This is a genomic window from Halopseudomonas sp. L-58 (genome assembly GCF_056859475.1).
Genome location: NZ_JBSXON010000071.1, coordinates 1 through 24,073 on the forward strand (window position 1 = coordinate 1; position 24,073 = coordinate 24,073).

At 60.5% G+C, this 24,073-nt stretch carries 29 protein-coding genes and 1 pseudogene; 9 read left to right on the forward strand and 21 right to left on the reverse strand.

Going from position 1 to position 24,073, the window contains the following annotated elements:
• Nucleotides 1-140: 140 nt before the first annotated feature.
• The 13 genes and pseudogenes from AC13EY_RS12780 to aspS all read right to left on the reverse strand — a co-directional run.
• Nucleotides 141-377: pseudogene (locus AC13EY_RS12780) on the reverse strand (7-cyano-7-deazaguanine synthase); the annotation flags it as partial.
• A 78-nt stretch (nt 378-455) separates the two neighbouring features.
• Nucleotides 456-1,241 carry a tol-pal system protein YbgF gene (gene ybgF, locus AC13EY_RS12785; RefSeq protein WP_228246384.1) on the reverse strand — a complete coding sequence of 262 codons (786 nt, stop codon included), beginning with the start codon at nt 1,239-1,241 and terminating at the stop codon, nt 456-458.
• Nucleotides 1,242-1,254: 13 nt separating this feature from the next.
• Nucleotides 1,255-1,755 (reverse strand): peptidoglycan-associated lipoprotein Pal, encoded by a 501-nt coding sequence (pal, locus tag AC13EY_RS12790; RefSeq protein ID WP_228246385.1) that lies wholly within the window; start codon nt 1,753-1,755, stop codon nt 1,255-1,257.
• 43 nt (nt 1,756-1,798) lie between these two features.
• Nucleotides 1,799-3,100, reverse strand: a complete 1,302-nt coding sequence (gene tolB, locus AC13EY_RS12795; RefSeq protein ID WP_269687791.1) for a Tol-Pal system beta propeller repeat protein TolB — start codon at nt 3,098-3,100, stop codon at nt 1,799-1,801.
• Nucleotides 3,100-4,125 (reverse strand): cell envelope integrity protein TolA, encoded by a 1,026-nt coding sequence (gene tolA, locus AC13EY_RS12800; protein ID WP_285677963.1) that lies wholly within the window; start codon nt 4,123-4,125, stop codon nt 3,100-3,102. The genes tolB and tolA overlap by 1 nt, the downstream gene beginning before the upstream one ends.
• Nucleotides 4,122-4,562 carry a protein TolR gene (gene tolR / locus AC13EY_RS12805; protein WP_088275732.1) on the reverse strand — a complete coding sequence of 147 codons (441 nt, stop codon included), beginning with the start codon at nt 4,560-4,562 and terminating at the stop codon, nt 4,122-4,124. Before tolR ends, tolA begins: the two co-directional genes overlap by 4 nt.
• Before the next feature lie 23 nt (nt 4,563-4,585).
• Nucleotides 4,586-5,257 carry a protein TolQ gene (gene tolQ / locus AC13EY_RS12810; protein WP_233049252.1) on the reverse strand — a complete coding sequence of 224 codons (672 nt, stop codon included), beginning with the start codon at nt 5,255-5,257 and terminating at the stop codon, nt 4,586-4,588.
• 55 nt (nt 5,258-5,312) lie between these two features.
• Nucleotides 5,313-5,750 (reverse strand): tol-pal system-associated acyl-CoA thioesterase, encoded by a 438-nt coding sequence (gene ybgC, locus AC13EY_RS12815; RefSeq protein ID WP_088275538.1) that lies wholly within the window; start codon nt 5,748-5,750, stop codon nt 5,313-5,315.
• Nucleotides 5,751-5,811: 61 nt separating this feature from the next.
• Nucleotides 5,812-6,873: a Holliday junction branch migration DNA helicase RuvB gene (gene ruvB / locus AC13EY_RS12820; RefSeq protein ID WP_088275540.1), complete on the reverse strand. Its 1,062-nt coding sequence runs from the start codon at nt 6,871-6,873 to the stop codon at nt 5,812-5,814.
• A 48-nt stretch (nt 6,874-6,921) separates the two neighbouring features.
• Nucleotides 6,922-7,527, reverse strand: coding sequence for a Holliday junction branch migration protein RuvA (gene ruvA / locus AC13EY_RS12825; protein ID WP_088275542.1), 606 nt, complete (start codon nt 7,525-7,527; stop codon nt 6,922-6,924).
• 24 nt (nt 7,528-7,551) lie between these two features.
• Complete coding sequence (gene ruvC, locus AC13EY_RS12830) at nt 7,552-8,079, reverse strand: crossover junction endodeoxyribonuclease RuvC (protein ID WP_482877291.1); 528 nt, start codon at nt 8,077-8,079, stop codon at nt 7,552-7,554.
• 76 nt (nt 8,080-8,155) lie between these two features.
• Nucleotides 8,156-8,902, reverse strand: coding sequence for a YebC/PmpR family DNA-binding transcriptional regulator (locus AC13EY_RS12835; protein WP_228246392.1), 747 nt, complete (start codon nt 8,900-8,902; stop codon nt 8,156-8,158).
• A gap of 60 nt (nt 8,903-8,962) precedes the next feature.
• Nucleotides 8,963-10,738, reverse strand: coding sequence for an aspartate--tRNA ligase (gene aspS, locus AC13EY_RS12840; RefSeq protein WP_228246393.1), 1,776 nt, complete (start codon nt 10,736-10,738; stop codon nt 8,963-8,965).
• A 250-nt stretch (nt 10,739-10,988) separates the two neighbouring features.
• Between aspS and AC13EY_RS12845 the strand changes: the two genes are divergently transcribed.
• Complete coding sequence (locus AC13EY_RS12845) at nt 10,989-11,459, forward strand: Dps family protein (RefSeq protein ID WP_088275548.1); 471 nt, start codon at nt 10,989-10,991, stop codon at nt 11,457-11,459.
• Between the two features lie 146 nt (nt 11,460-11,605).
• Complete coding sequence (locus tag AC13EY_RS12850; RefSeq protein ID WP_482877294.1) at nt 11,606-12,247, forward strand: cold-shock protein; 642 nt, start codon at nt 11,606-11,608, stop codon at nt 12,245-12,247.
• A gap of 10 nt (nt 12,248-12,257) precedes the next feature.
• Here the strand turns inward: AC13EY_RS12850 and AC13EY_RS12855 are convergent, their stop codons facing one another.
• Together AC13EY_RS12855 and AC13EY_RS12860 are read right to left on the reverse strand one after the other, a co-directional pair.
• Entirely contained in the window at nt 12,258-12,476 is a 219-nt protein-coding gene (locus tag AC13EY_RS12855; protein ID WP_088275553.1) for a SlyX family protein, read from the reverse strand.
• Nucleotides 12,473-12,904: an HIT domain-containing protein gene (locus tag AC13EY_RS12860; RefSeq protein ID WP_335600074.1), complete on the reverse strand. Its 432-nt coding sequence runs from the start codon at nt 12,902-12,904 to the stop codon at nt 12,473-12,475. The genes AC13EY_RS12855 and AC13EY_RS12860 overlap by 4 nt, the downstream gene beginning before the upstream one ends.
• A 347-nt stretch (nt 12,905-13,251) precedes the next feature.
• Here AC13EY_RS12860 and AC13EY_RS12865 point away from each other — a divergent pair, with 347 nt between their 5' ends.
• The 4 genes from AC13EY_RS12865 to AC13EY_RS12880 all read left to right on the forward strand — a co-directional run bounded on the left by AC13EY_RS12865 (nt 13,252) and on the right by AC13EY_RS12880 (nt 17,597).
• A complete protein-coding gene (locus tag AC13EY_RS12865) occupies nt 13,252-14,430 on the forward strand; it encodes an OprD family porin (protein WP_335600075.1) in 1,179 nt (392 codons plus the stop codon).
• Nucleotides 14,431-14,580: 150 nt separating this feature from the next.
• A complete protein-coding gene (locus tag AC13EY_RS12870) occupies nt 14,581-16,314 on the forward strand; it encodes a proline--tRNA ligase (protein ID WP_233049246.1) in 1,734 nt (577 codons plus the stop codon).
• Nucleotides 16,311-17,018, forward strand: a complete 708-nt coding sequence (locus AC13EY_RS12875; RefSeq protein WP_233049245.1) for a hypothetical protein — start codon at nt 16,311-16,313, stop codon at nt 17,016-17,018. The genes AC13EY_RS12870 and AC13EY_RS12875 overlap by 4 nt, the downstream gene beginning before the upstream one ends.
• Nucleotides 17,019-17,021: 3 nt before the next feature.
• On the forward strand, nt 17,022-17,597 hold the full coding sequence (locus tag AC13EY_RS12880) for a lytic transglycosylase domain-containing protein (protein ID WP_088275563.1): 576 nt from the start codon (nt 17,022-17,024) through the stop codon (nt 17,595-17,597).
• Nucleotide 17,598: 1 nt separating this feature from the next.
• On the opposite strand, the gene AC13EY_RS12885 is transcribed toward AC13EY_RS12880, so the two are convergent.
• The 3 genes from AC13EY_RS12885 to AC13EY_RS12895 are packed head-to-tail and all read right to left on the reverse strand — an operon-like array spanning nt 17,599 to nt 19,604.
• The gene (locus tag AC13EY_RS12885; RefSeq protein WP_088275567.1) at nt 17,599-17,871 is read right to left on the reverse strand and encodes an acylphosphatase; all 273 of its coding nucleotides are present in this window, start codon (nt 17,869-17,871) and stop codon (nt 17,599-17,601) included.
• A gap of 3 nt (nt 17,872-17,874) precedes the next feature.
• On the reverse strand, nt 17,875-18,333 hold the full coding sequence (locus AC13EY_RS12890) for a TlpA family protein disulfide reductase (RefSeq protein WP_335599541.1): 459 nt from the start codon (nt 18,331-18,333) through the stop codon (nt 17,875-17,877).
• The gene (locus AC13EY_RS12895) at nt 18,330-19,604 is read right to left on the reverse strand and encodes a YihY family inner membrane protein (RefSeq protein WP_335600077.1); all 1,275 of its coding nucleotides are present in this window, start codon (nt 19,602-19,604) and stop codon (nt 18,330-18,332) included. The genes AC13EY_RS12890 and AC13EY_RS12895 overlap by 4 nt, the downstream gene beginning before the upstream one ends.
• Before the next feature lie 85 nt (nt 19,605-19,689).
• Here AC13EY_RS12895 and arsC point away from each other — a divergent pair, with 85 nt between their 5' ends.
• The 3 genes from arsC to AC13EY_RS12910 are packed head-to-tail and all read left to right on the forward strand — an operon-like array spanning nt 19,690 to nt 21,057.
• The gene (gene arsC / locus AC13EY_RS12900) at nt 19,690-20,040 is read left to right on the forward strand and encodes an arsenate reductase (glutaredoxin) (protein WP_088275573.1); all 351 of its coding nucleotides are present in this window, start codon (nt 19,690-19,692) and stop codon (nt 20,038-20,040) included.
• Nucleotides 20,037-20,654: an NAD(P)H:quinone oxidoreductase gene (wrbA, locus tag AC13EY_RS12905; protein ID WP_338212904.1), complete on the forward strand. Its 618-nt coding sequence runs from the start codon at nt 20,037-20,039 to the stop codon at nt 20,652-20,654. Before arsC ends, wrbA begins: the two co-directional genes overlap by 4 nt.
• Entirely contained in the window at nt 20,647-21,057 is a 411-nt protein-coding gene (locus AC13EY_RS12910) for a DUF2069 domain-containing protein (RefSeq protein WP_088275577.1), read from the forward strand. The genes wrbA and AC13EY_RS12910 overlap by 8 nt, the downstream gene beginning before the upstream one ends.
• 35 nt (nt 21,058-21,092) lie before the next feature.
• On the opposite strand, the gene hda is transcribed toward AC13EY_RS12910, so the two are convergent.
• Genes hda through AC13EY_RS12925 form a run of 3 tightly spaced genes read right to left on the reverse strand, consistent with a single transcriptional unit; the run spans nt 21,093 to nt 24,054 of the window.
• Nucleotides 21,093-21,806, reverse strand: a complete 714-nt coding sequence (hda, locus tag AC13EY_RS12915) for a DnaA regulatory inactivator Hda (RefSeq protein WP_088275579.1) — start codon at nt 21,804-21,806, stop codon at nt 21,093-21,095.
• Nucleotides 21,806-22,921 carry an AI-2E family transporter gene (locus AC13EY_RS12920; RefSeq protein ID WP_482877299.1) on the reverse strand — a complete coding sequence of 372 codons (1,116 nt, stop codon included), beginning with the start codon at nt 22,919-22,921 and terminating at the stop codon, nt 21,806-21,808. Before AC13EY_RS12920 ends, hda begins: the two co-directional genes overlap by 1 nt.
• 50 nt (nt 22,922-22,971) lie before the next feature.
• The gene (locus tag AC13EY_RS12925; protein WP_482877301.1) at nt 22,972-24,054 is read right to left on the reverse strand and encodes a DUF2066 domain-containing protein; all 1,083 of its coding nucleotides are present in this window, start codon (nt 24,052-24,054) and stop codon (nt 22,972-22,974) included.
• Nucleotides 24,055-24,073: the final 19 nt, after the last annotated feature.

The following is a 24,073-nucleotide window of genomic DNA, read 5'->3' on the forward strand; positions in this document are numbered from 1 at the left end:
CCAGCGACTGCTCGAACCCATCGGATATATACCGCCGGCAGAGGCTGAGGCAAACTACTATCGGCAACTAGCCAGTCAGGCTTCCAAGGTGGCGGCTTGACTTAAACCAAACAGCCTCCGCGAAACCCGGGGCGGTTCAAACCGCCTATGCCACCTAGATTCATGCCAATGACCTTGTGCTCGACCACGCCAGCGGCTCGCGCCACCCGCTCGGCCGCCTGCAGCTCGGCGCGGTGACGCTGACCATAATCAAAACTCATGGTGTAGCACCGCAGCCCCTGCGCCTGAGCCATTGCCAGCACCGTCGCCGAATCCAGGCCGCCGGACAACAGCACAACAGCGGCAGGCGCTTCTGACGCAGGATTGGCATTACTCATGAAACCTCCGGGCAGAAATGCAAAAGCGCCCACGGGGCGCTTTTGCACAGACATATCGACGGGCCAGCGACCGCATCATCAGTTGAGCGTATTCAGCTCACGACCGGCCAACTGGGCCGCCGACGAATCGGGGTACTTGCTGATGACCTGCTGAAACAGATCACGCGCCTTGTCGTTATTGCCAAGCCGACGCTCGACGTCGCCCAGCTTGTACATCGCATCCGACTCCTTGCGGTGATTCGGATAGCGGCTGATTACCTGGGCAAACGCCTTGCCGGCGGACTCCAGGTCAGACTGAACCAGATAGACCTCACCCAACCAGTACTGTGCATTGCCTGCATACTGACTGTTCGGATAACGCCTGAGGAAAGCATTGAAGGCCTGTGCAGCCTTGTCAAAATCCCGCGCCTTGACCAGGTCAAAGGACGCGTCATACAGCAGTTTTTCCTGCTCGGGATCAGCCGGAGCGGCGCTCGCCGCTGGCGCATCGGCAGGCGCTGCTGCGCTATCACGGTCAGTCGAGGCGCCACCAGCAGCGGCGGGAGCCGGAGCGGAGGTCATGCCGGACAGACGGCGATCAAGATCCTGGTAACGATCAAGCTGGTCCTGCTCCATCTGCTTGATCTTGTAATTCTGCTCTTCGAGCATGCCCCGCAGCAGAGTGACTTCCTGCTGGAGCTGATACAGCTGTTGAAACAGCTGGCCTTCACTTGAAAGGCCAGCCGGGGCCTGTTGGGCCACAGAGGAACCCCCGTAACTGGCAGACGACGCATTGCTCGAACTACCTTCCATTACCGGAACCTGGGCAACTGCCGCCAGCGGCGACAGTGCCAAGGCCATTACGATGCCTCTATAACCCTTCATAAGACCTCTTTTATTACTTGCGCAGCTCTACACGACGGTTCTGAGCCATGGCTTCTTCAGTAGAACCCATCGCTGCAGGCTTTTCTTCGCCGTAGGATACCAGTTCCAGCTGAGCCGGAGACACGCCCTGCAGAACCAGGTAACGCTGTACGGAGGCCGCACGACGCTCGCCCAGAGCCATGTTGTACTCGCGAGTACCACGCTCGTCAGTGTGGCCTTCCAGAACAACGCGGTTGCCAGCAGCTTTCAGGTCCTTGGCGTGAACGTCCAGAGCGCGCATGGCTTCCGGCTTCAGCTCGGAGCTGTCGTACTCGAAGTAGAAAGTGGTGATGGCGCGCAGAGCAGCTTCTTCGCTGTTCATGCCGTTGTCCATACCAGCGCCGTTGCTGCCTGCACCGTAGCCAGCGTTCGGATCAACTGCGCCAGAGGTGTCACCACCCTTGGAGGAACAGCCAACAACAACGCCGAAAGCAACAACCAGAGCAGCAGCTTTGCCAAACTTGATAACTTGCATCATGAACTCCTATTAACCCCATATGGTTTAGTGTTGGTGCGCCCTATGGCAGGTATGGGGACCATGATGGTACGCGCAGGTCGTTGAACTGAGTCGGTATCACCGACCGTGCACGCCCGTTTGTTGATACCAGCATGAGTACACCCCGCCCCTGTTGACGGGTAGCATAAATTAACATAACGCCGTTGGGTGAGACCGTCGGGGACTCATCCAGTGACGTTTCTGTTAAAACTCTCAGGTTGCCGCGCTCAAGATCCTGCGTGGCAATCTGAAAATTACGGTAGCCCTCCTGACGGTGCACCATCACCATGGTGCGGCCATCCACGGACAGCTTGGCGTTGGCGTTGTAGTTGCCAACGAAGGTCAAACGCTCGGTATTACCCGAACTCAAATTCTGCTTGTAAATCTGCGGGCGCCCGCCGCGATCGGAGGTAAACACCAGCGTATCGTTACCCATCCAGGTCGGCTCGGTATCGATCGCGAAGTGGTTGGTTACCCGACGCAGCTGCTTGCTCGCCAGATCCATCACATAGATTTCCGGATTGCCGTCACGCGACAGCACGAAAGCCAGACGCGAGCCATCCGGCGACCAGGACGGCGCCCCGTTCAAGCCTTCAAAGCTGCTGATCCGTTCACGACGACCGGTACGAATATAGTGGATATAAATCTCCGGGCGACGCGACTCGAACGATACATAGGCAATCCGTTCACCGTCGGGCGAATAGCTCGGGCTCAGAATCGGCTCGCGCGACTGCAACAGCGTCACCGCACGCGCGCCATCGTAATCGCTGCGCTGCAGGGTGTAACGGGTGTTGTCGACCGAGAATCGCTCGGCCGCCACGTACAGCAGCTTGGTGTTGAAAGCGCCCTGAATACCGGTCAGCTCCTTGAACACCTCATCACTGAGATGGTGAGCGATATCCCGCAGCTGCGTGCGAGTACCACTGATCGAACGCGTCAGCACGACCTGCTCACGCACCACATTGTACAAACTGTAGGTCAGCGAAAACGCATCTGCCCCTGTGGCAGACACCTGCCCCACCACCACGTAGTCAGCCCCGATCATGCGCCAGTCGCGGGCATTGATTTCGCTGTCGCGGGTTGGATAGCTGAGCATGTTGCCGCGCGGAATCGGCGCAAACATACCCGAGTTGCGCAAATCGTTGGCGGTGATGTCCGCCATGTCTTCCGGCAATGGCGCACTGCCCTGCCAGCCGAACGGCACCACGGCAATCGGGGTGGCCTTGTCAGTACCACGGGTAATCTCGATGGCGCCCTGGGCCAGCAGAAGCTGGGTAAAACACAGGGCAACCAGGCCCACCAGTACGTGCGTCAGTCTCTTCATCAGAATGCCAGATCCTCTGGTTTGAAGCGCAGCGTACGCTGTCGATACATGCGATCGAACGCTGCGGGATTGTCACGTGACAGTGTCTGCATTTCCGGGATGCGTCCCACATTTCTGACCGCCTGTACGGCGGACTGATCAAAACCGGCGTCCCCACTGGAACGCGTGACCACCACATCGGTGATCTGCCCTGTCGGCAGCATACTCAGCTGCACCTCAACAACCATGCCATTACGCGCGGTCGGCGGGCGGCGCCACTGCTGGCTGACATAGCGACGAATAACATCGTCGTAGCTGGCCGCAACCTGATCACCACTGCGATCAGCCTGGGCCATCTGGTACTGCGTATCTTCTGCCAGCAACTCGCTCAGGGCGCGGGCCTTGGCCTCTTCCTGGGCACGGCGCTCATTGGCCTGACGCTCCTGCTCGCGACGACGCTGCTCCGCTGCCTCCGCAGCCTTGCGCTCGGCTTCGGCTTCAGCCTTGCGACGAGCCTCTTCCTGCGCCTTGCGCCTTGCCTCTTCTTCGGCGCGCTTGCGCTCCGCCTCGGCACGCCGGGCTGCTTCAGCTTCTGCGGCCTTTTTCGCCTCTTCAACCTTGCGTCGCTCGGCGGCAGCAGCCGCCTCTGCCGCCTTGCGATCGGCCTCTGCCTGAGCCTGACGTTCCGCCGCTGCAGCGGCTGCCTGCGCTTGCTCCCTGGCCTTTTCGGCTGCGGCAGCGCGGGCAGCTTCGGCCGCTTGCTGCTGCTGACGCTGGGCTTCCATAGCCTCTTCTTCATGACGCGGTGCAGCTGTCTTCTGCGCCTCGCCGGCAATCTTCTGGTCAGTCTGCGTCACAGCCGGACTCATTGAATCCAGCTGCACCAGCGTGGCTTGCACAATCGGCTTGGCCGGCTCGAACTCAGGCGCACTGCTGAATGAAGCGAACAGCAGAATCGCCACCGCCAAATGCAGCCCTGCGGCCTTCAAAAACGGCGTCGAGTAGCGCTCGGACGCCGTAGGCCGATGTTGATATCGCGTGCTCACGGCGCCTCGGTAATCAGACCCACGTTGGGGACGCCTGCCTGCTGCAAGGCCCCCATGGCGGTCACAACCACGCCATAGTTGGCGTTCTTGTCACCCCGAATGTAGACCAGCGTGTCCGGTTTGGCGGTCATGATCTTGGTGACACCTTCGGTCATTTCGGCCAGCGATACGACGCTGTCGGAATGATTTTCGGTATCCACGCTCTCACCCAGGTTCCAGTAGTAGGTACCATCAGCCAGCACCGACAGAGTCAACACCTGCTGATTACTGTCAGACGGCAGAACCTCACTGGATACCTGCGGCAGATCGACCTTTACACCCTGGTTGAGCATGGGCGCGGTTACCATAAAGATGACCAGCAGCACCAGCATCACGTCGATGTACGGCACCACGTTCATTTCCGCGACGGGTTTGCGCTTCTGTCGCCGCCCCTGCATGTGCATGCCCATAACGACTCCGCTTACTCCTCGCGTGCGTGAACGCGACGGTGCAGAATGCTGGAAAACTCTTCTGCGAAGGTGTAGTAGCGGCCGATCAGCATTTCCGAACGGGCGGAGAAGCGGTTGTACGCAACCACCGCGGGGATCGCCGCAAACAGGCCGATGGCAGTCGCCACCAGCGCTTCGGCGATACCCGGAGCAACGGTCGCCAGTGTCGCCTGCTGCACGGTCGCCAGCCCGCGAAAGGAGTTCATGATCCCCCAAACGGTACCAAACAGGCCCACATACGGACTGGTTGAGCCGACGGTCGCGAGGAACGGCAGATGCTGCTCAAGCTTTTCCTCTTCGCGCGAAATGGCAACACGCATGGCGCGCTGCACTGCGTCCATCACCGCATCAGGATCTACTCCCGACTGCTGACGCATGCGTGAAAATTCCTTGAAGCCGGCACGAAAGATCTGCTCCAGACCCGAGTTCTCATCCGGGGAGCCGGTGACCTGACGGTACAGCTGGGACAAATCGACACCGGACCAGAAGCGGTCTTCAAAATCGTCCAGTGCACTCTTGGCGCCGCGCATGACGCTGCCGCGCTGAAAAATGAGCACCCACGACATCACCGATGCCGCCAGCAGCGACAACATTACCAGTTGCACCAGCACACTGGCGCCGGACACCAGGTGCCATATCGACATTTGGTCAGCCTGCACGCTCAGCTACTCCTCGCTTGTCCATCAAATTTCTGACTCATTACCCGTTGATCTCGGCCCGGGCGGTGTTCTCGAATGCCGTACGCATGGCTTCGGGAATCGCTCTCGGGCGATAGCGGTCGGCGCTGACGCAGGCGACCAGCACCTCACCTTCACACAACAACTCTCCCGCCCGAGTCACGCTCTGGCGGAAGCGAATACTTGCTCGCTTGGTTTCCAAGACAGTCGCAGTTACGACAAGTTCATCATCCAATCGTGCGGGCGCGTGATAACGCGCCGTGACAGAGTGCACAACAAAAATGACGTTTTCTCTCTGCAGAGCGCTTTGATCAAAGCCCAGAGTACGGACCAGCTCCGTCCGCGCACGCTCCATAAACTTCAGGTAATTGACGTAGTAGACGATGCCACCGGCATCGGTATCTTCAAAGTAGACGCGGGCTTTCAGCTCGAACGGCGGCCCAGAACGTTCAACGCGCATAATGTAGAGCCAAGCAAGGGTTTTGCATAGTGGGTCTCCTGGCAAAATGCAAAATATTTTTTCAGGACGCGTCCGGCGCCGCCGGATCGTCAAACAGATCGGCTGCCGCCCCGGCCATCCGGGGCGGCAGTCTCAGACCAAAGTGCTGATAGGCGTGCCGCGTGACGACTCGACCACGGGGCGTGCGCATGATGAACCCCTGCTGGATCAGGTAGGGCTCCAGCACATCCTCAATGGTGTGTCGTTCCTCGCCGATAGACGCCGACAGATTGTCCAGCCCGACCGGCCCGCCATCGAACTTGTCGATCATGGTGAGCAGCAGACGGCGGTCCATGTGATCAAAACCCTGCTCGTCCACATCCAGCAGGTTCAGAGCCTGATCCGCCACGTCCTGGCTGATGACACCGGCACCGCGCACTTCGGCAAAGTCCCGTACCCGGCGCAGCAGACGGTTGGCGATTCGGGGGGTACCGCGGGAGCGGCGGGCGATCTCACGCGCGCCGCCGTCATCCATCTGCAAACCAAGAATGGCGGCAGAACGCGCCACGATAGTTGCCAGGTCGGCAACCGAATAGAATTCCAGCCGCTGCACAATGCCGAAGCGGTCGCGCAGCGGGTTGGTCAGCATTCCGGCTCGGGTGGTGGCCCCGACCAGGGTAAAGGGCGGCAGATCCAGCTTGATCGAACGGGCAGCCGGGCCTTCGCCGATCATGATGTCGAGCTGATAATCTTCCATCGCCGGATACAGAATCTCTTCGACGACCGGAGACAGGCGATGAATCTCGTCAACAAAGAGCACATCGCCCGCTTCCAGATTGGTCAGCAGTGCAGCCAGGTCACCGGCGCGCTCCAGCACCGGTCCGGAGGTGCTCTTGATCTTGGCACCCATCTCCTGGGCGATGATATTGGCCAGCGTGGTCTTGCCGAGACCGGGCGGCCCGAAGATCAGCACATGATCCAGCGCCTCGCCACGGCCCTTGGCCGCCTTGATGAACAATTCCATCTGCTCACGCACGGTCGGCTGGCCGATATATTCCGCCAGCTTGAGCGGCCGAATCGCGCGGTCAATGACTTCTTCCTGCTGCCTGGGCGTTGCCGCGATCAGGCGATCTTCTTCCAGCATGTCTTATCCATTCAAAGGGAACGCAACCAGTTCTGCACCGGATCTGCGCTACACCATGCCCCTGAGCGCACGGCGAATCAACTCTTCACTGCTCAGCCCGTCTTCCTCGACCGCCGCAACCGCCTTGCTGGCCTCCTGCGGCTTGTAGCCCAGGGCAATCAGCGCACTGACCGCGTCGGCACTTGGCTTGACCGGCGCATTGGCGATACCCGACGGGGCCGCCAGAGACACTGCACCCGGCAGCGCGTCCCAGGCCTTGAAGCGATCACGCAACTCGATCAACAGTCGCTCGGCAGTCTTCTTGCCAACCCCCGGAACCCTCACCAGGGCACTGACATCCTGATGCTGCACGGCCATCACCAACTCATCAACTTCCATGCCCGACATCAGCGCCAGCGCCAGCTTCGGACCCACGCCATTGAGCCGGATCAGTTCGCGAAACAGCTCTCGCCCGCGCTTGTCAGCGAAGGCATAGAGCAACTGCGCATCCTCACGCACAACCATATGGGTATGCAGGGTTACCTTCTCGCCAAGCGCCGGCAATTGATAAAACGTGCTCATCGGCGCATCCAGCTCGTAACCAACCCCTTGCACATCCAGCAAAATATGTGGCGGCTGTTTTTCCAGCAAAATCCCGCTCAAACGCCCTATCACCAGTGCTACTCCCTGAAAGTCAGATCAACGACGGCGCACACGGCCGGCGTGCATCGCCAGCGCGGCATTGCCCAGCTGCTGCTGCACACCGCTCATGTGGGCATGACAGAGGGCAATCGCAAGCGCATCGGCAGCATCGGCCTGCGGTGTACCGCCCAGGCCCAGCAATTGGGTAACCATGTGCTGCACCTGCTTCTTGTCAGCCGCCCCGGTGCCGACTACCGCCTGCTTGACCTGGCGCGCACTGTACTCGTGCACCGCCAACCCGGCATTGACCGCAGCAACGATAGCCGCCCCCCGCGCCTGACCCAGCTTGAGGGCAGAATCCGGATTACGCGCCATGAACACCTGCTCGATGCTGACCACATCAGGCTGGTATTGACCAATCAGCTCCGACAGATAGTGAAAAATTTTCTGCAGGCGCTCCGGGAAGGCACCATCGCCCACCCGGATACAACCGGACGTCACATACTCCTGACGGCCAGCCGCGTGGCGGACAATACCGAAACCGGTTATCCGGGAGCCGGGGTCAATCCCCAGTATCAGCGCCATGTGTTATCCGTCAGCATGCGGGCCATAGAAAAAAGGGAGGCCCGCGCCTCCCTTACCTGCATCAGTATGCGCCGGCTCAACCCAGCTGTTCCATGATGTCATCGGAGATCGATGCATTGGAATAGACATTCTGCACATCGTCCAGATCTTCCAGCATATCGATCAGCCTGACCACCTTCTGCGCCGTATCCAGATCCAGCTCGGCCTGGGTCGACGGCACCATGGTGACCTCCGCCGATTCCGGGGCAAAGCCCGCCGCCTCAAGGGCATCGCGCACCGCACCAAACTCCTCGAAGCTGGTGAACACGTCAAAGGAGCCGTCATCGTTGGTGACGAAATCTTCCGCGCCCGACTCCAGCGCCGCTTCCATCAGCGACTCTTCATCCGCATCGGCAGAAAACGTCAACTGACCGCGCCGGGTAAACAGATACGCAACAGAGCCATCGGTTCCCAGATTGCCGCCGCACTTGCTGAACGCATGACGCACTTCGCTGACCGTGCGGTTGCGATTGTCCGTCATCGCCTCGACCAGCACTGCCACGCCACCGGCACCGTAACCCTCGTAAGTCAGCTCTTCCATGTTGTCGGCATCGTTGCTGCCGGCACCACGAGCAATGGCGCGATCGATGGTGTCACGGGTCATGTTGGCGCCCAGCGCCTTGTCGACCGCCGCGCGCAAACGCGGGTTGTCAGCCGGGTTACCGCCGCCGACCTTGGCGGAAACGGTCAGCTCACGAATCAGCTTGGTAAAGATCTTGCCCCGCTTGGCATCCTGAGCCGCCTTGCGGTGCTTGATATTGGCCCATTTTGAATGACCGGCCATAAAACCAACTCCAGATAGCAGAATCCCCGCCGAGCCAACGGCACTGCGGGGACAAGGAACTTACTCAGCCTTGGGCTGTTCACGCAGACGAATGTGCAGCTCACGCAGCGACTTGTTATCCACCTCACCCGGCGCCTGGGTCATGACACAGGCAGCGCTCTGGGTTTTCGGGAAGGCAATCACTTCACGAATCGACTGCGCGCCGGTCATCAGCATGACCAGACGATCCAGACCAAAGGCCAGACCACCGTGCGGCGGCGCGCCGTACTTCAGCGCATCCAGCAGGAAGCCGAACTTCTCCTGCTGCTCGTCTTCGCTGATGCCCAGCACACGGAATACGGTCTGCTGCATGGTCTTGTCGTGGATACGAATGGAACCACCGCCCAGCTCGGTACCGTTCAGCACCATGTCGTAGGCACGCGACAGCGCAGCAGCCGGATTGGCTTCCAGCTCGGCAGGTGTGCACTTGGGCGCGGTGAACGGGTGGTGCATCGCGGTCAGGCTGCCGTCGTCGTTCTCTTCGAACATCGGGAAGTCGACCACCCACAGCGGCGCCCATTCGCAGGTGAACAGATTCAGATCGTGACCGAGCTTGATACGCAGCGCGCCCAGTGCCTCGGATACGATACGCGCCTTGTCTGCGCCAAAGAACACGATGTCGCCATCAACCGCGCCAACGCGATCCAGAATCACATTGATGTTGTCCAGCGGGATGTTCTTGACGATCGGCGACTGCAAGCCTTCTACACCTGCTGCGCGCTCGTTGACCTTGATGTACGCCAGGCCCTTGGCACCATAGATGCCGACGAACTTGGTGTAGTCGTCGATCTGCTTGCGCGGCATGCTCGCACCGCCCGGAACGCGCAGCGCGGTCACGCGGCACTTGGGATCATTGGCCGGGCCTGCAAACACCTTGAACTCGACGTCCTTGAGCTGATCTTCAACATCCACCAGCTCCAGCGGGATACGCAGGTCGGGCTTGTCGGAGCCGAAACGGCGCATGGCTTCGGCCAGTGACATGTGCGGCAGCTCGCCAAACTCGACATCCAGCACTTCCTTGAACAGGTTGCGCACCATGGTCTCGGTGATATCCATGATGTCTTTTTCATCGAGGAAGCTGGTCTCGATGTCGATCTGGGTGAATTCCGGCTGACGGTCTGCGCGCAGATCTTCGTCGCGGAAGCACTTGGCGATCTGGTAGTAACGGTCGAACCCGGCAACCATCAGCAACTGCTTGAACAGCTGCGGCGACTGCGGCAGGGCGAAGAAGCTGCCCGCATGGGTGCGGCTCGGCACCAGGTAGTCACGCGCACCTTCCGGGGTGGCACGAGTCAGAATCGGGGTTTCCACATCGAGGAAACCATTGTCATCCAGGTAACGGCGAATGCTGGAGGTGATGCGCGAACGCAGCTTCAACTTCTCGGCCATTTCAGGGCGACGCAGGTCGATAAAGCGGTAGCGCAGGCGGGTTTCCTCGCCCACGTCGGTATATTCGTTGAGCGGGAACGGCGGCGTCTCGGCCTCGTTCAGCACCTCAAGCTCGTAGCCCAGTACCTCGATGGCGCCCGACGCCATGTTGGCGTTGCGTGCACCTTCCGGACGCAGGCGCACCTTGCCGGTTACCTTGACCACATATTCGCTGCGCACACGGTCAGCCTTGGCAAAGGTTTCAGCGCGGTCCGGATCAAACACCACCTGGGCCAGGCCTTCGCGATCACGGATATCAAGGAAGATGACCCCACCATGGTCACGGCGACGGTGAACCCAGCCGCAAAGAGTTACTTCCTGATCCGCCAGCGATTCGTTCAGCTGGCCGCAATAGTGGCTACGCATCATGGTATGGTGCTTCCTGTGGTCGGCAAATTCGTTGCGATAGGATGCGTTGCGGCGGTACACGCGCAAGGCACCCAAACAAAACGCCATACTATACCGGAAACTTGCCCCGCTAGGGAGTCCGCCCCGGCATGCTCACAGCACCGGGGAACCTCTGGCGATGGTGGACATCGGAGTAAAGAGATATACCGCAGCGACGACACATCCAGCAGCGCCGCAGCGGTACAAACAGCAATACAAGCAAGGAGCCAAAATGAAAATCGATATCGGCATTACCGAAACTGATCGCGCGCAAATCGCTGAAGGCCTGTCACGCCTGCTGGCAGACACCTACACCCTGTACCTGAAAACCCACAATTTTCACTGGAACGTCAAAGGCCCGATGTTCCAGACCCTGCACCTGATGTTCGAAACCCACTACACCGAACTGGCACTGGCAGTCGACGAAATTGCCGAGCGCATTCGCACACTGGGCTTCCCGGCGCCGGGTACCTATCGCCAGTTCGTCGAATTGAGCAGCATCAAGGAAGAAGAAGGAGTACCGGAAGCGAAGGAAATGATTCGCCTGCTGGTCGAAGGTCACGAAGCCTGCGTACGCACCGCGCGCAGTATTTTTCCGCAATGTGACGAGGCCCATGACGAACCCACGGCCGATCTGCTGACCCAGCGCATGCAAACCCACGAAAAAACTGCCTGGATGCTGCGCAGCCTGCTGGAAAGCTGATCAGGTCGACAGCCCCGGCAACCGGACGCCCGACTCCGTTTGGAGGCCGGGCGTTTTCAGGTTAGAGTGCCCCGGCGGCTCAAGCTATGAGCCGCACCAAGCAGCATGATCACAATACCAACAGCACTCTATTTACGGTGAGCCTCTTGAAGACCCTTCGTTATTTGCACCTTTTCATCGGTGCTGCCGCCCTGCTGGCCGGCCTGTTCGCCAGCGTCCCGTTCCTGACCCCGTCAGCACCGATCAGCTACCCTGGCCTGCAGGCCATTCTGACCGGCCTGATCAACCTGCAGCAATTCGCCCAGCAGCGAACAGCAGACCGCGGCATGGCCGGCGGCGTTGCCCTTGTCGGCTCGGCCCTGCTGATCGTCTCCGCGTGCATCCCGTTCGGCGCGTTGCTGATCCACCCGCTGTTTGCCGACTGGAGCATCTGGGCACTCAGCGCCGCCATTACCGGCGTCTGCCTGCATACCCTGATCGTACTGGTGCAGGAACTGGCTGCCATTCAACGCGCCCCGCGACCGGCCAAAAAGACAGCCAAGCCCAAAGCATCCAGCAACGGTGGCAGCGGACGAGAAAACGGCACTGTCAAATGGTTCAACACCAGCAAGGGTTTCGGCTTTATTACCCGCGATGACGGCGGCGATGTCTTTGTCCACTTCCGGTCGATTCAGGGCGAAGGTCATCGAGCCCTGCAGGAGGGCCAGCGCGTGTCCTACGTGGTTGCCAATCGCGACAAGGGCCTGCAGGCCGAGGATGTCACCATCCTCAACGAGCGCAAGCGCTGAACACTTCGCCTCAGTAATGGGGCGGCGGTGCTTCCTCCCCGGCGTCGCCGGGGATCTGCGCCGCCAGATCAGCCTGCCGCTTGGCCACCAGCTCCAGCGAGCGGCGCAGGCGATCCAGCTCAAACTGCTGCGCCGCCAGCGCATCGTTCAACGCCTGAATGGTGTCATCCTGAAACGCCAGTCGCGTTTCCAGCTCATCCACCCTTGCCACCAATTGATCCTGCGTCATTTTTCCTCCTCAACGAACCCGCATTCGCCGCGCAGAGCAATCCTCACCTTATCCAGAACTGCTTGCAGCGCCGCGGCTTCATAAGGCTTGGCAGGCAACTTGCCCCACACCGGGGCCGGCCATGCCGGATCCGTTTGATATCGCACAATGTGATGAACATGCAGCTGCGGCACCATATTACCCAAGGCAGCAATATTCAGTTTGTCTGCTGCAAAGTTATCCGCCAGCAATGCGGCAAACCGATCGGATTCCCGATGAAACTGAGCCCGATCATCGTCGGCAAGTTCAAAAACCTCACGCATCTGCGCCCGCCGCGGCACCAGAATAAACCAGGGATATTGACTGTCGTTCAACAGCAACACACGACAGAGCGTAAAGTCTCCAACAACCACACAGTCCTTCTGCAGCTGTGCATGCAATTCAAACATCCGAATCCGCCTCAGAATCAATAAACTTTAAAAACGTCTCAAACAGGGATAAATCAAACGCTTTTCCGGTATTTACGCACACTGCGTATAAAAAAATGCACACAAGGTATCGCCATTTGTGGCGCAATATTTTATAAACATTCCCCGACAAAACGCTGTTTTTTAAGGCGCTTGCTTTCGCCTTTGGCACATCGGTGCTTAAATATAGAGCGAAAACAAGAAACCAGGCCGCTAGAGCCTAAAGGATTTCTTTATATCAAAGGAGCACACCAATGAAGAACGCAGTTAAATAGAGTACGCTCGCACTGGCAGTTGCCGCTGGCAACGGCCTGATTGCAAGCCAGGCAATGGCAGAGGGCGAAGGCTTCGTGGAAGGCGCTTCCGCCACCCTGAGCAACCGCACTGTTTACTTCAACCGCGATTTTCGTGACAACACTGCCGGCCAGAGCAAGGCAGACGAGACCGCTACCGGCTTCCTGCTGAACTTCCAGTCCGGCTTCACCCAGGGCCCGATCGGCTTCGGTGCCGACGTTCTTGCCATGCAGGGCATCAAGCTGGACAGCGGTCGCGGCCGTTCCGGCACACGCCTGCTTGAGCTGGACGATGACGGTTCAGCCAAGGATGAATATTCGGAAATCCGCGGCGCTGTGAAAGTCGCCATTCTGGAAGACACCGTTGTACGCTATGGCGTCCATCTGCCGGAAAACCCGGTTGCCTACTACGACGACGCCCGTCTGCTGCCGAACCACTACCAAGGCTACAGCATCACCAACAGCTCCATCGACGGTCTGTTCGTCGAAGCCGGTCGCCTGACTGATCGCAGCGAGATGAACGACTCCAGCGAAACCGATGGCGCGCTGCGTGAAGACGAGAACCTGACCTACGCTGGCGGTACCTACAGCTTCAACGACAACCTCAGCGTCTCGCTGTACGGTGCAGAAGCCGAAGACTTCTATGATCGCTACTTCGTGGGCGCCGACTGGACCCTGCCGCTGAGCGAAGGCACCAGCCTGAGCACCAGCCTGGCGTACTATGACACCTGCGACGAAGACAGTACCGACGGCGATGAAGTAGACAACCAGGCCGCGTCCCTGTCGGTTACCCTGAACACCGGCTACCATGCGTTCGGCGTTGCCTACCAGCAGATGCGCGGTGATGCTGGCTACTACTGCACCGATGGCGACATCTATCTGGCCAACTCCATCCAGTACCTTGACTTCAACGCCAAGGACGAGAAGTCGTATCAGGCTCGCTATGACTACGACTTCGCCGGCATGGGCATCCCGGGCCTGAGCTTCATGACCCGTTACATCACCAGCAGCAGCATCGATACCGACTATGTCGGCATTGATCGCGACTCCCGCTGGGAGCGTAACACCGAGCTGCAATACACCGTACAGAACGGCTTCCTGGAAGGTCTGAATGTGCGCTGGCGTAACGCCACCATCCGTCAGGATGCCAACCTCGACGGCGGCGACGTCGACGAGAACCGCCTGATTGTTGGTTACACCTGGACTCTGCTGTAAGCCTCCAGGTACTTGGGAAAACCCGGCTCCGGCCGGGTTTTCTGTTTCTGCGTCTCTCACCCACCGCACTGCCGCGCGGGCTGTACGGCTTACCGGCACAATCGTACAATACCGCCCAAATTGCCCGTCACATCAGGACACCTGTTTCCCATGCGTACCAGTCAATATCTGATTTCTACCCTCAAGGAGACACCCTCCGACGCCACCGTCATCAGCCACCAGTTGATGCTGCGTGCAGGCATGATCCGCAAAATCGCCTCCGGCCTGTACACCTGGCTGCCGATGGGGCTGCGAGTGCTGCGCAAGGTAGAAGCTGTAGTGCGTGAGGAGATGGACAAGGCCGGCGCGCTGGAAGTGCTGATGCCAGCCATCCAGCCAGCAGAGCTGTGGCAGGAATCCGGTCGTTGGGAGCAATACGGCCCGGAGCTGCTGCGCCTGAAGGATCGCCACGACCGCGACTTTTGCGTAGGCCCGACCCACGAGGAAGTGATCACCGACCTGGCCCGTAACGAGATCACCAGCTACAAGCAGCTGCCGATCAACATGTACCAGATCCAGACCAAATTCCGTGACGAAATTCGTCCACGTTTTGGCCTGATGCGCGGCCGTGAATTTCTGATGAAGGATGCCTACTCCTTCCATCTGACCCAGGAGTCGCTGCAGCAGACTTACGACGGCATGTACCAGGCCTACTGCAACATCTTCAGCCGCCTGGGCCTGGAATTCCGCCCGGTAGTCGCCGACAACGGCTCTATCGGCGGTGAAGGCTCGCACGAATTCCACGTGCTGGCAGACTCTGGCGAAGACGCGATCATCTTCTCCGACACCGGCAGCTACGCCGCCAACATGGAGAAGGCCACCGCTCAACTGCCGCAGGGCGAACGCCCCGCCGCCAGCCAGCCGATGACACTGGTCGATACCCCGGACCAGCTGACCATCGCTGCGGTCAGCGAATTTCTCAAGGTGCCGGCCGAGCAGTCGGTCAAGACCCTGATCGTGCTTGGCAGCGAAGAGGAAGGCAAACCCCAGCCGCTGGTGGCGCTGGTACTGCGCGGCGATCACGAGCTGAACGAGATCAAGGCAGAACATCTGCCCGAAGTGCACGCGCCGCTGACCTTCGCCAGCGAAGCGCAAATTGTTTCTACCATTGGCTGCAAGCCCGGCTCCATTGGCCCGGTCAAGCTGCCGATCACCGTCATTGCCGACCACAGCGCAGCTCATCTGGCGGACTTCGTCTGCGGTGCCAACGTCGACGGCAAGCACTACACCGGCGTGAACTGGGAGCGTGATGCCCAGTACACCCGAGTTGCCGACCTGCGCAACGTCGTCGAGGGTGATATCAGCCCGGACGGCAACGGCACGCTGGTGATCAAGCGCGGCATCGAAGTGGGCCACATCTTCCAGCTGGGCCAGAAGTACAGCCAGGCAATGAACTGCACCGTGCTCAACGAGCAGGGCAAGAGCCAGACCCTGATCATGGGTTGCTACGGTATTGGCGTTTCCCGCGTGGTTGCCGCCGCTATCGAACAGAACTACGACGACCGCGGCATTCTCTGGCCGGACGCCCTGGCGCCGTTCCAGGTTGCCCTGATCCCGATGAAAATGGAAAGCTCCGAAGCCGTACAGCAGGCGACCATGGCGCTCTACGAAGGCCTGCAGGCCGCCGGCGTTGAGGTGCTGCTGGATGACCGCGACAAGAAAACCAGCCCCGGCGTCAAGTTTGCCGACATGGATTTGATCGGCATTCCGCACCGCGTGGTCATCAGCGACCGCGGCCTGGCTGAAGGCCAGCTAGAGTACAAGTATCGTCGCGATCAGGACGCCACCAGCGTGGCTGCCGATCAGATGCTGAACTATCTGCTGGAGCGCATTAAGGGAAAATGATGCCGCGCCGACTGGATGCCCTTACCGGCAGTCGCCTGCTGTGGGCCAGCGCCTTGCTGGCCACACTGCAAGCCTGCAGCGTAAACGAACCCCAAGAACCCGCGTCCGGCCATATCGAACGCGAGCTGCTCAGCCACACCCTGCATATCGAGACCGGCGAGCCCCGGGTACTCGACACGCCACATCGCAGCATTCGCATCAGCGAAAACCGGCTGTTCCGGGTCAGCCAGTACGATGCCGGTGGCACCCTGCTGGACCAGCACCGTCAGTATCAGAGTCTGCCCTGGGCGAACCGCACGGTGGATATCCAGCTCGGTGAGCTGCAGGTCCAGCGCGAGACAGACAGCGAAGGCACGTTCCGTCTCAACCTGCTTGATGAAGACATCGTACCCGTCGACTTCGATCAGCTCCGCACCATTGAGTTCGACGCGCGCGCCAGCGCAGAAGTCCACGCCGAAGCAGTGCTGCTGGTTGACCGCGAGTTACGCACGGTACTGCATGAAGCCTCGGAGCTGATCTACGACAACCTTGAGGAAGACGACGTAGAGCAGTGGGTCAAGCGCATTCACCGGTTAAGCGAGCTGGGACTCAAGGAAGAAGCCAGTCAGCTGGAGAACATGCTGATTCTGCTGACCACCGGCGACCCGCACCTTCAGGGCGAGTTCATCCAGGCCCTCGACAACAGTCTGCAGCATCAGGAGTAAGGCATGCGCCCAGGGATGGTGCTGTTTCTCCTGAGCTGGCTGGCGTGCAGTCAGCTCCAGGCGTCGACCGAACCGACACCGGTAGACCCCGAGCTGCGCGCCGAGCTGATGCGTACCATTGCCAGTGCCGACAGTTTCCAGGATCGCTTTGACGCCGAAGTCTGGCTACTCGACATGTCGACCCGCATGGCCCCCTTCATCCCCGACGAGCAGGCACGGCTGCGACTGCTGCGACTGGCTCACCAGGCCGCCAAGCGCGCCGGGCTAAAGCCGGATCTGGTGATTGCCGTGATGCACGCCGAAAGCCTGTTCGATCCCTATGCGCTGTCGTCCGTTGGGGCCCAGGGCGTCATGCAGGTCATGCCGTTCTGGAAAGCGGAGATTGGTCGGCCGGACGATAACCTGATTGATCTGGCGACCAATCTGCAATACGGCTGCACCATCCTCAAGTTCTATCTGGACAAGGAGAATGGCAACCTGCGTCGCGCGCTGGCGCGCTACAACGGCAGCCTGGGAAGCAACCGCTACCCCGACCGCGTACTCGATTACTGGTACAGCTACTGGTACGTCAAGGACTGAATCAGAGCTGAACAAAGCCGGCTATGTCCTGCCAGACGCAGGCTTCCAGCTCGACACGCTCAACCTCTGCGCGCGCCGGGCCGCGCTGCAGCCAGCCGGACATCGCTTCCAGCGCATCCTCGGCACCACACAGCAGCACCGCGACGCTGCCGTCCGACTGATTACGCACCCAGCCACTGATCCCCAGGCGTGAGGCCTCGCGCACCGTCGCCTGACGAAAGCCGACTCCCTGCACCTTGCCCACTACCCGCCCTTGCAGACAGATATCACTCATCGCTCACTCCCCCGCTTCGGTTGCCATCAACGGCTTCAAGTCATCGTAATGCTGCGGCCCCTGCAATGTAGCCAGGATCGCGCCCTCGCCATCCAGCAGGTAGGTTGTCGGCAGCACCTGTGGGCGCGGCAGACCGTAGGCACTGGCAAACTCGGCTCCCAGCACCGGAAAGCGAATATCCATTCGCGTGACAACCGCCTGCAACTGCTCACCAGTGGCGCCATCATAATCAATGCCGATAACCCCCCCGCGCGGCAACTCGGCGGCCAGACGATTTAGCTCCGGCAGTTCATCCCGGCATGGTGCACACCACTCGGCCCAGAAATTGACCAGCACGCGCTGGCCCTGCAGCTGCTCCCGGTCCAGCGCCACGCCCTGATGATCAAGCCAGCCAACCGAACGATCACAGCCGCTCAGCAGCAGCGCGGCGCTGAGCAACAGCATCAATCTGCACAGTGTCATGTGATCTCCTTCTTCGCCGAAACAGCGGCCGGCACAGCGGCCGAAAGGGAGTCGCCCAGCAGCCACTGCCGTACACTCCCCTGCAGCCGCGCCCTGCGCGCCTGATCCGCCTCCGCCAGCGCTTCACTGAAAGCCGGATACCAGTCCTCGCCAGCCGGCAGCGCCGCTGGCAGCTCCTCATGGGTAACCGGGGGCACCGGCATACGCTCCAGAAGCCGGTTCAGCTCCAGCGTGTCCGGATCCCGGCAGAGTACAAAGCTGCCATTCTGAGTTCGAGTCACGACCTGCTCACCCTCCAGCCAATCGGTCAGCTGCAGCCACAACTCCTCGTGCATCACCCAGCCGGCGGCGTTGACCCGTGCCTGGTCCACCTGCTCCCCGCGCTGCTGGGCGATGAGAAAAACCCGCAACAGCACCAGCAGATTGATCATCCACGGATACTCCGGGCGACGCCAGGCATGACCATTACCCAGATTACTGACCAGCTCGGCGCCCAGCAGGATGATCAGCCAGCTGACATAAATCCACAGCAGAAACAGTGGCACTGCGGCAAAGGCACCGTAAATCAGCTGATAACCGGGGAACAGTTTGACGTAGACCCCAAAGCAGGCCTTGGCCGCCTCGAACAGCAGCGCAACAAACACGCCACCGACCAGACCATAGCGCAGAGGCACGCGGGTGTTGGGCACCGCAACAAAGATCAGCGTAAAGGCAGCGATGCTGAGCAGGATTGGCAGCAACAGCAGGACCTGACTCCAGACCGACCCCAAGAGAGCGCCCTGCTGAAACAGCGAGATGGAAGCGATATAGGTACTGACGACAAAACCGGCACCGAGCAACAACGGCCCGATACTCAACACCGCCCAATAGAGCAGAAAGCTCGACAGGCCCCGGCGTGGCTGGCGAATCCGCCAGATGGCGTTAAACGCCTTTTCGATGTTCACCAGCATCAGCAACGCGGTAATCATCAACAGCGCAACACCCACACCGGTCAGCTGCCGGGCCTGGGTCGAAAACTCACTCAAATGGCGCTGCAACGCTTCGCCACTGGCAGGCAAAAAATTCTTGAAGATGAACGCTTCAACCTGCCCGCCCACCTGATCGAACGCCGGAATGGCCGCCAGCATGGCGTAGGCCACCGTCATGACCGGCACCACCGCAAACAGCGTGGTATAGGTCAACGCGGCCGCATTCTTGATGCAATTGTCTTCGAGAAAGCGGCGCACCAGATAACGAACGAAGTGCAGAAACAGATTCAGTTGGCGCGGCATTCCATCTCCCTGACAGCCCGAGGCATTAACGCTTAGAATACCCCCCAACCCTGACTCAGGCCACCGTCACACGGAGCACCTCCCGATGACCACTACCATCTTTCACAATCCGCGCTGTTCCAAATCCCGTCAGGCACTGGAACTGCTCGAGCAGCGTGGTACCGAGATCGACATTGTTCGCTATCTGGAAACCCCGCCGGACGCCGCCACCCTGGTTGACCTGCTCGAACGCCTGGGGCTCAGCGCCCGCGAACTGATGCGCAAGGGCGAAGATCCGTATAAGGAACTGAATCTGGACAACCCCGAGCTGAGCGAAGCGCAGCTTGTGCAGGCCATGGTCGACTACCCGAAGCTGATCGAACGTCCGATCGTCATCCATGACGGCAAGGCGGTTATCGGACGCCCGCCCGAGCGCGTGCTGGAGCTGTTCGCATGAGCCAGTCCGGGTACGTTCTAGTGCTGTATTACAGCCGTCATGGCGCAACCGCCGAGATGGCGCGACTGATTGCCGAGGGTGTCGAGCAGAGCGGTATCGAGGCGCGGGTTCGCACGGTGCCGCCGGTTGCGCCCGAGACCACAGCCAGCCTGCCACTGGTGCCGGAAGATGGCGCCATATATTGCACCAGCGACGACCTCAAGCACTGCTCGGCACTGATTCTTGGCAGCCCGACCCGCTTCGGCAACATGGCTGCCCCGCTCAAGCATTTTATTGATGGCACCAGCAGCCTGTGGCTGGCCGGCAACCTGAACGGCAAACCGGCTGCGGTATTCACCTCCACCGCCAGCCTGCATGGCGGCCAGGAAGCCACGCTGCTGTCGATGCAGTTGCCGTTGCTGCACCACGGCATGCTGCTGGTCGGATTGCCGTACAGCGAAAGTGCGCTGACCGAAACCCGCGGCGGCGGCACGCCCTACGGTGCCAGCCACCATGCCGGCGCACAGGGCGAACGCCGTCTGGACAACCACGAAAGCCAGCTGTGCCGCGCACTCGGCAAACGGGTCGGCAGCATCACCCGCCAGTTGGCAGCAGGAGCACAGATCGGTGGCTAGAGAGAAAAAACCCCTGCCGTCGCTGGCCTACCTGCAACCGCGCTGCCGCGTCAGCCGGCTGATCGCGCTGGTCGGCTATGCCGGACTGGTGCTTGGCATGCTCGGCTACAACCTGCTGGTGGCCGATCTGCACGGCGCCAATCCGGTGATTATCATTGGCGTTCAGCTGCTGCCACTGCTGATCTTCCTGCCCGGCATTATCACCGGCCACGTGCGCACCCACGCCTGGCTCAGTTTTGCCATCAACCTGTATTTCATTCAGGGCGTGCTGATCTGCTTTCAGCCCGGACGCCTGGGCTACGGGCTGTTCATGGCCGGGTTCAGCGTGCTGTATTTCGTTGCGGCGCTGTACTACATCCGCTGGAGCTTTCAGGCGCAACGCGTCGAGCGAGGGGAAACCTGAGCGGAGCCGCCCGGGCAGATACGCGGTAGCTGCGGCTACCAGCCCATCTCCCGCTTGACGAAGGGAATGGTCAGACGGTGCTGATCGCGCAGCGATGCCTGATCCAGCGTCTCTAGCGCAGCAAACAGCTCACCCATGCCGCGGGCACCCCGACTGAGAATGTAGCGAGCAACATCGTCGCCCAGTTGCAGGCCGCGCTGGGCCGCACGCAACTTGAGCACCTCCTGCTTGCCCTCATCGTCCAGCGGCTGCAGCTGGAATACCAGCCCCCACCCCAGTCGCGACTCGAGATCGGGCAGCTTCAGCCCCAGCGCTCTGGGTGCAGCCGCAGCAGCCACCAGCAGTCGACCGCCCTGCTCACGCAGGCGGTTGTAGAGATGGAACAGCGCCTCTTCCCAGTCAGGCCTGCCGACCACTGCCTCCAGCTTGTCCAGACACAGCAAGTCGACCGACTCCATCCCTTCCAGCAGCAGCGGACCTTCGTCAGCCAGCTCATCGAGCGGCAGATACATGGCCAATCCGCCCTCGTCTGCCAGCGCATGACACGCCGCCTGCAGCAAGTGGGTGCGACCGGTACCCTCGGTTCCCCAAAGAAACAGGCAACACTCAGGCACCGCCGACTGCAACGAAGCGAACGCGCGGGTTGCAGCCAGCACGGTGGCATTGGGCCCCGGGTAGTAGCTGGCGAAGGTCGCCTCGTCCCTCAGTTTAATCCCCAGGGGCAGTTGAACGGGTTGTCCTGCAGACATCAGCGCTGCTCTTCCTCATCTAGTTCGACACGCACGGTGTCGACTTCATAATTTTCCGCCAACGGTTCGCCATAGGCGGCCGAGGCGCGATAGTGCCGATAGGCATGGCGCAGCAGCACCATGACAACCGCCGCAATCGGCAGCGCCAGCAGGATACCGACAAAACCGAACAACTGCCCGCCGGCAAGGATGGCAAAGATAACGGCGACCGGGTGCAACCCAATACGATCACCCACCAGCAGCGGCGTCAGCACCATCCCTTCAATCATCTGGCCGACACTGAACACCGCTACCACTGCGACCAGATGGAACAGGTCACCAAACTGGAATACCGCAGCGATCAGCGCCGCACAAATACCGACAAAAAAGCCCAGGTAGGGCACGATACTGGCCAGACCGGCGAGCATCCCGATCAGCAGCGCCAGATCCAGACCGACCAGCCAGAGGCCAAGCCAGTAGATAACGCCCAGACAGGTCATAACCAGCAACTGGCCGCGAATGAACGCGCCGAGCACCTCGTCGCACTCTCCCAGCAGCTTGACGATCAGCGGCTCCTGACGACGGGGCAACATCTCCCGGCACCGGGCGACGATCACATCCCAGTCGCGCAGCAGGTAAAACCCGACGACCGGAATCATCACCAGATTGGCCGTCCAGATGACCAGCGCCATGGTCGAACGGGTGGCCTGCGCAATTACCGTCGCCAGCACGCCACCGGTTTTGCCGAGATTGTCGGCAAGACTCTCGCGCACGCTATCGAGCCTGAAGTCAGACACCTGCACACCAAGCCGTGCCTCAACCCAGGGCAAGGCGGCGCTGTGAAACCAGTCGATCATCGCTGGCACATTCGAGCGCAGGGTGGCGATCTGGTGCCCCAGCAGGGGAATCAGTATCAGCAGCGCCGCGATCAATATGCCCGTCACCACAGCAAAGACCACAACCACGCCGAGGGTGCGGGACAACCCGCGCGCTTCCAGTCGATCAACCAGCGGGTCACCCAGGTAGGCCAGCAGCATGCCAATCAGAAAGGGCGCCAGAATGGGCTGCAGAAAATAGATCAGTGCCAGCAGTGCCGCGAGGCCAGCGGCCCAGTACCAGCGATAGTCCGAGGTCATGGTGTCGTCCTTAAAAGCCTCTGGATAGGCCGACCAAGCGCGACCTGCGCTCAGCGCCAGCGATAATACAGGGTATCGCCCTGCTCTGCCGCCTCCGCTGAAGACGGCGCCGTTTCAGCCAGCGACTCCGTCGGCGCCGTTTCGACCTCGGGAGCATCAACCTCGACAAGGCGCTGGTCCAGCAGCAACATGCGCTCAAGCTGGGCACGGTCGCCGGCAAAGTCGACGCGGAAACGCACCTGATCGTCCTGCACCGACAACAGACTTGGCAGCGTCTCCATGCCCAACTGCTGCAAGGTGCGCTGCAGATCGGCAAAGGCATCAATACTGTTGATGCCGCTGACCTCCAGCACCCAGCCCGCTACCGGCGCAGCGCTGGCTAGGCCGCCCACCGCATACTGCTGATGTACCTCGGCGGCTACTGCCCGCATCAGTTCGTCGGCCACGGCCAGCGGATCCGGACTCTCAGCCTTGCCGGTCAGCTTGCGATCGTTGAGCCAGAAGGTCCAGCTCAGCGCCCAGCTGTCGTCCTCCCGAGCGACTGTCAGCGCCAGCACGCCCTCGCTGGCGTAACGCTGGCTGGCCTCTGCCAGCGCCGCCTGATCGGCATCAAGCACATCCTGTTCGCTGACACCGGTACGATCCTGCAGATCGGCCAGCGGTTGAGTCAGCACCACGCCCCGATACCGGGCCGCAGTCTTCAATGCCTGCCCCATTTCACCTGAGGCAGCCAAAAAATCCTGACTGTAAGCGTCGCCTTCTACCGCCCAGACCAGTATGCCGGGCCGATTGCGACCCAGTACCGGCACCTTCGCCTTGCCCAGCGCGTCGCGCAGCAGAAGCGGGTCAAACTCGACACGCAGCGCCCCATCCTCACCCAGCGAGCCAATCTGTCTGGTCACCTGGCCAGGCTGCGCCAGAATCTCGGCCAGCGGGCCGCTGTCGACTTTGGCGTTTGCACCGGCAAGCCGCTCCAGCATCACCTGCGCGGCCACCTGCAATTGGGCAGCCTGATCAGCCTCTGCGCGCGGCGGCACATCAACCTGGTACAAGGATTCAACGACTGCAGCCTGCGACAGCAGGGGCAGACAGAGAGAGAAAAGGCCAATACAGGCGTTGCGCAACAGAGGCATGAACACTTCCGTCAGGGTA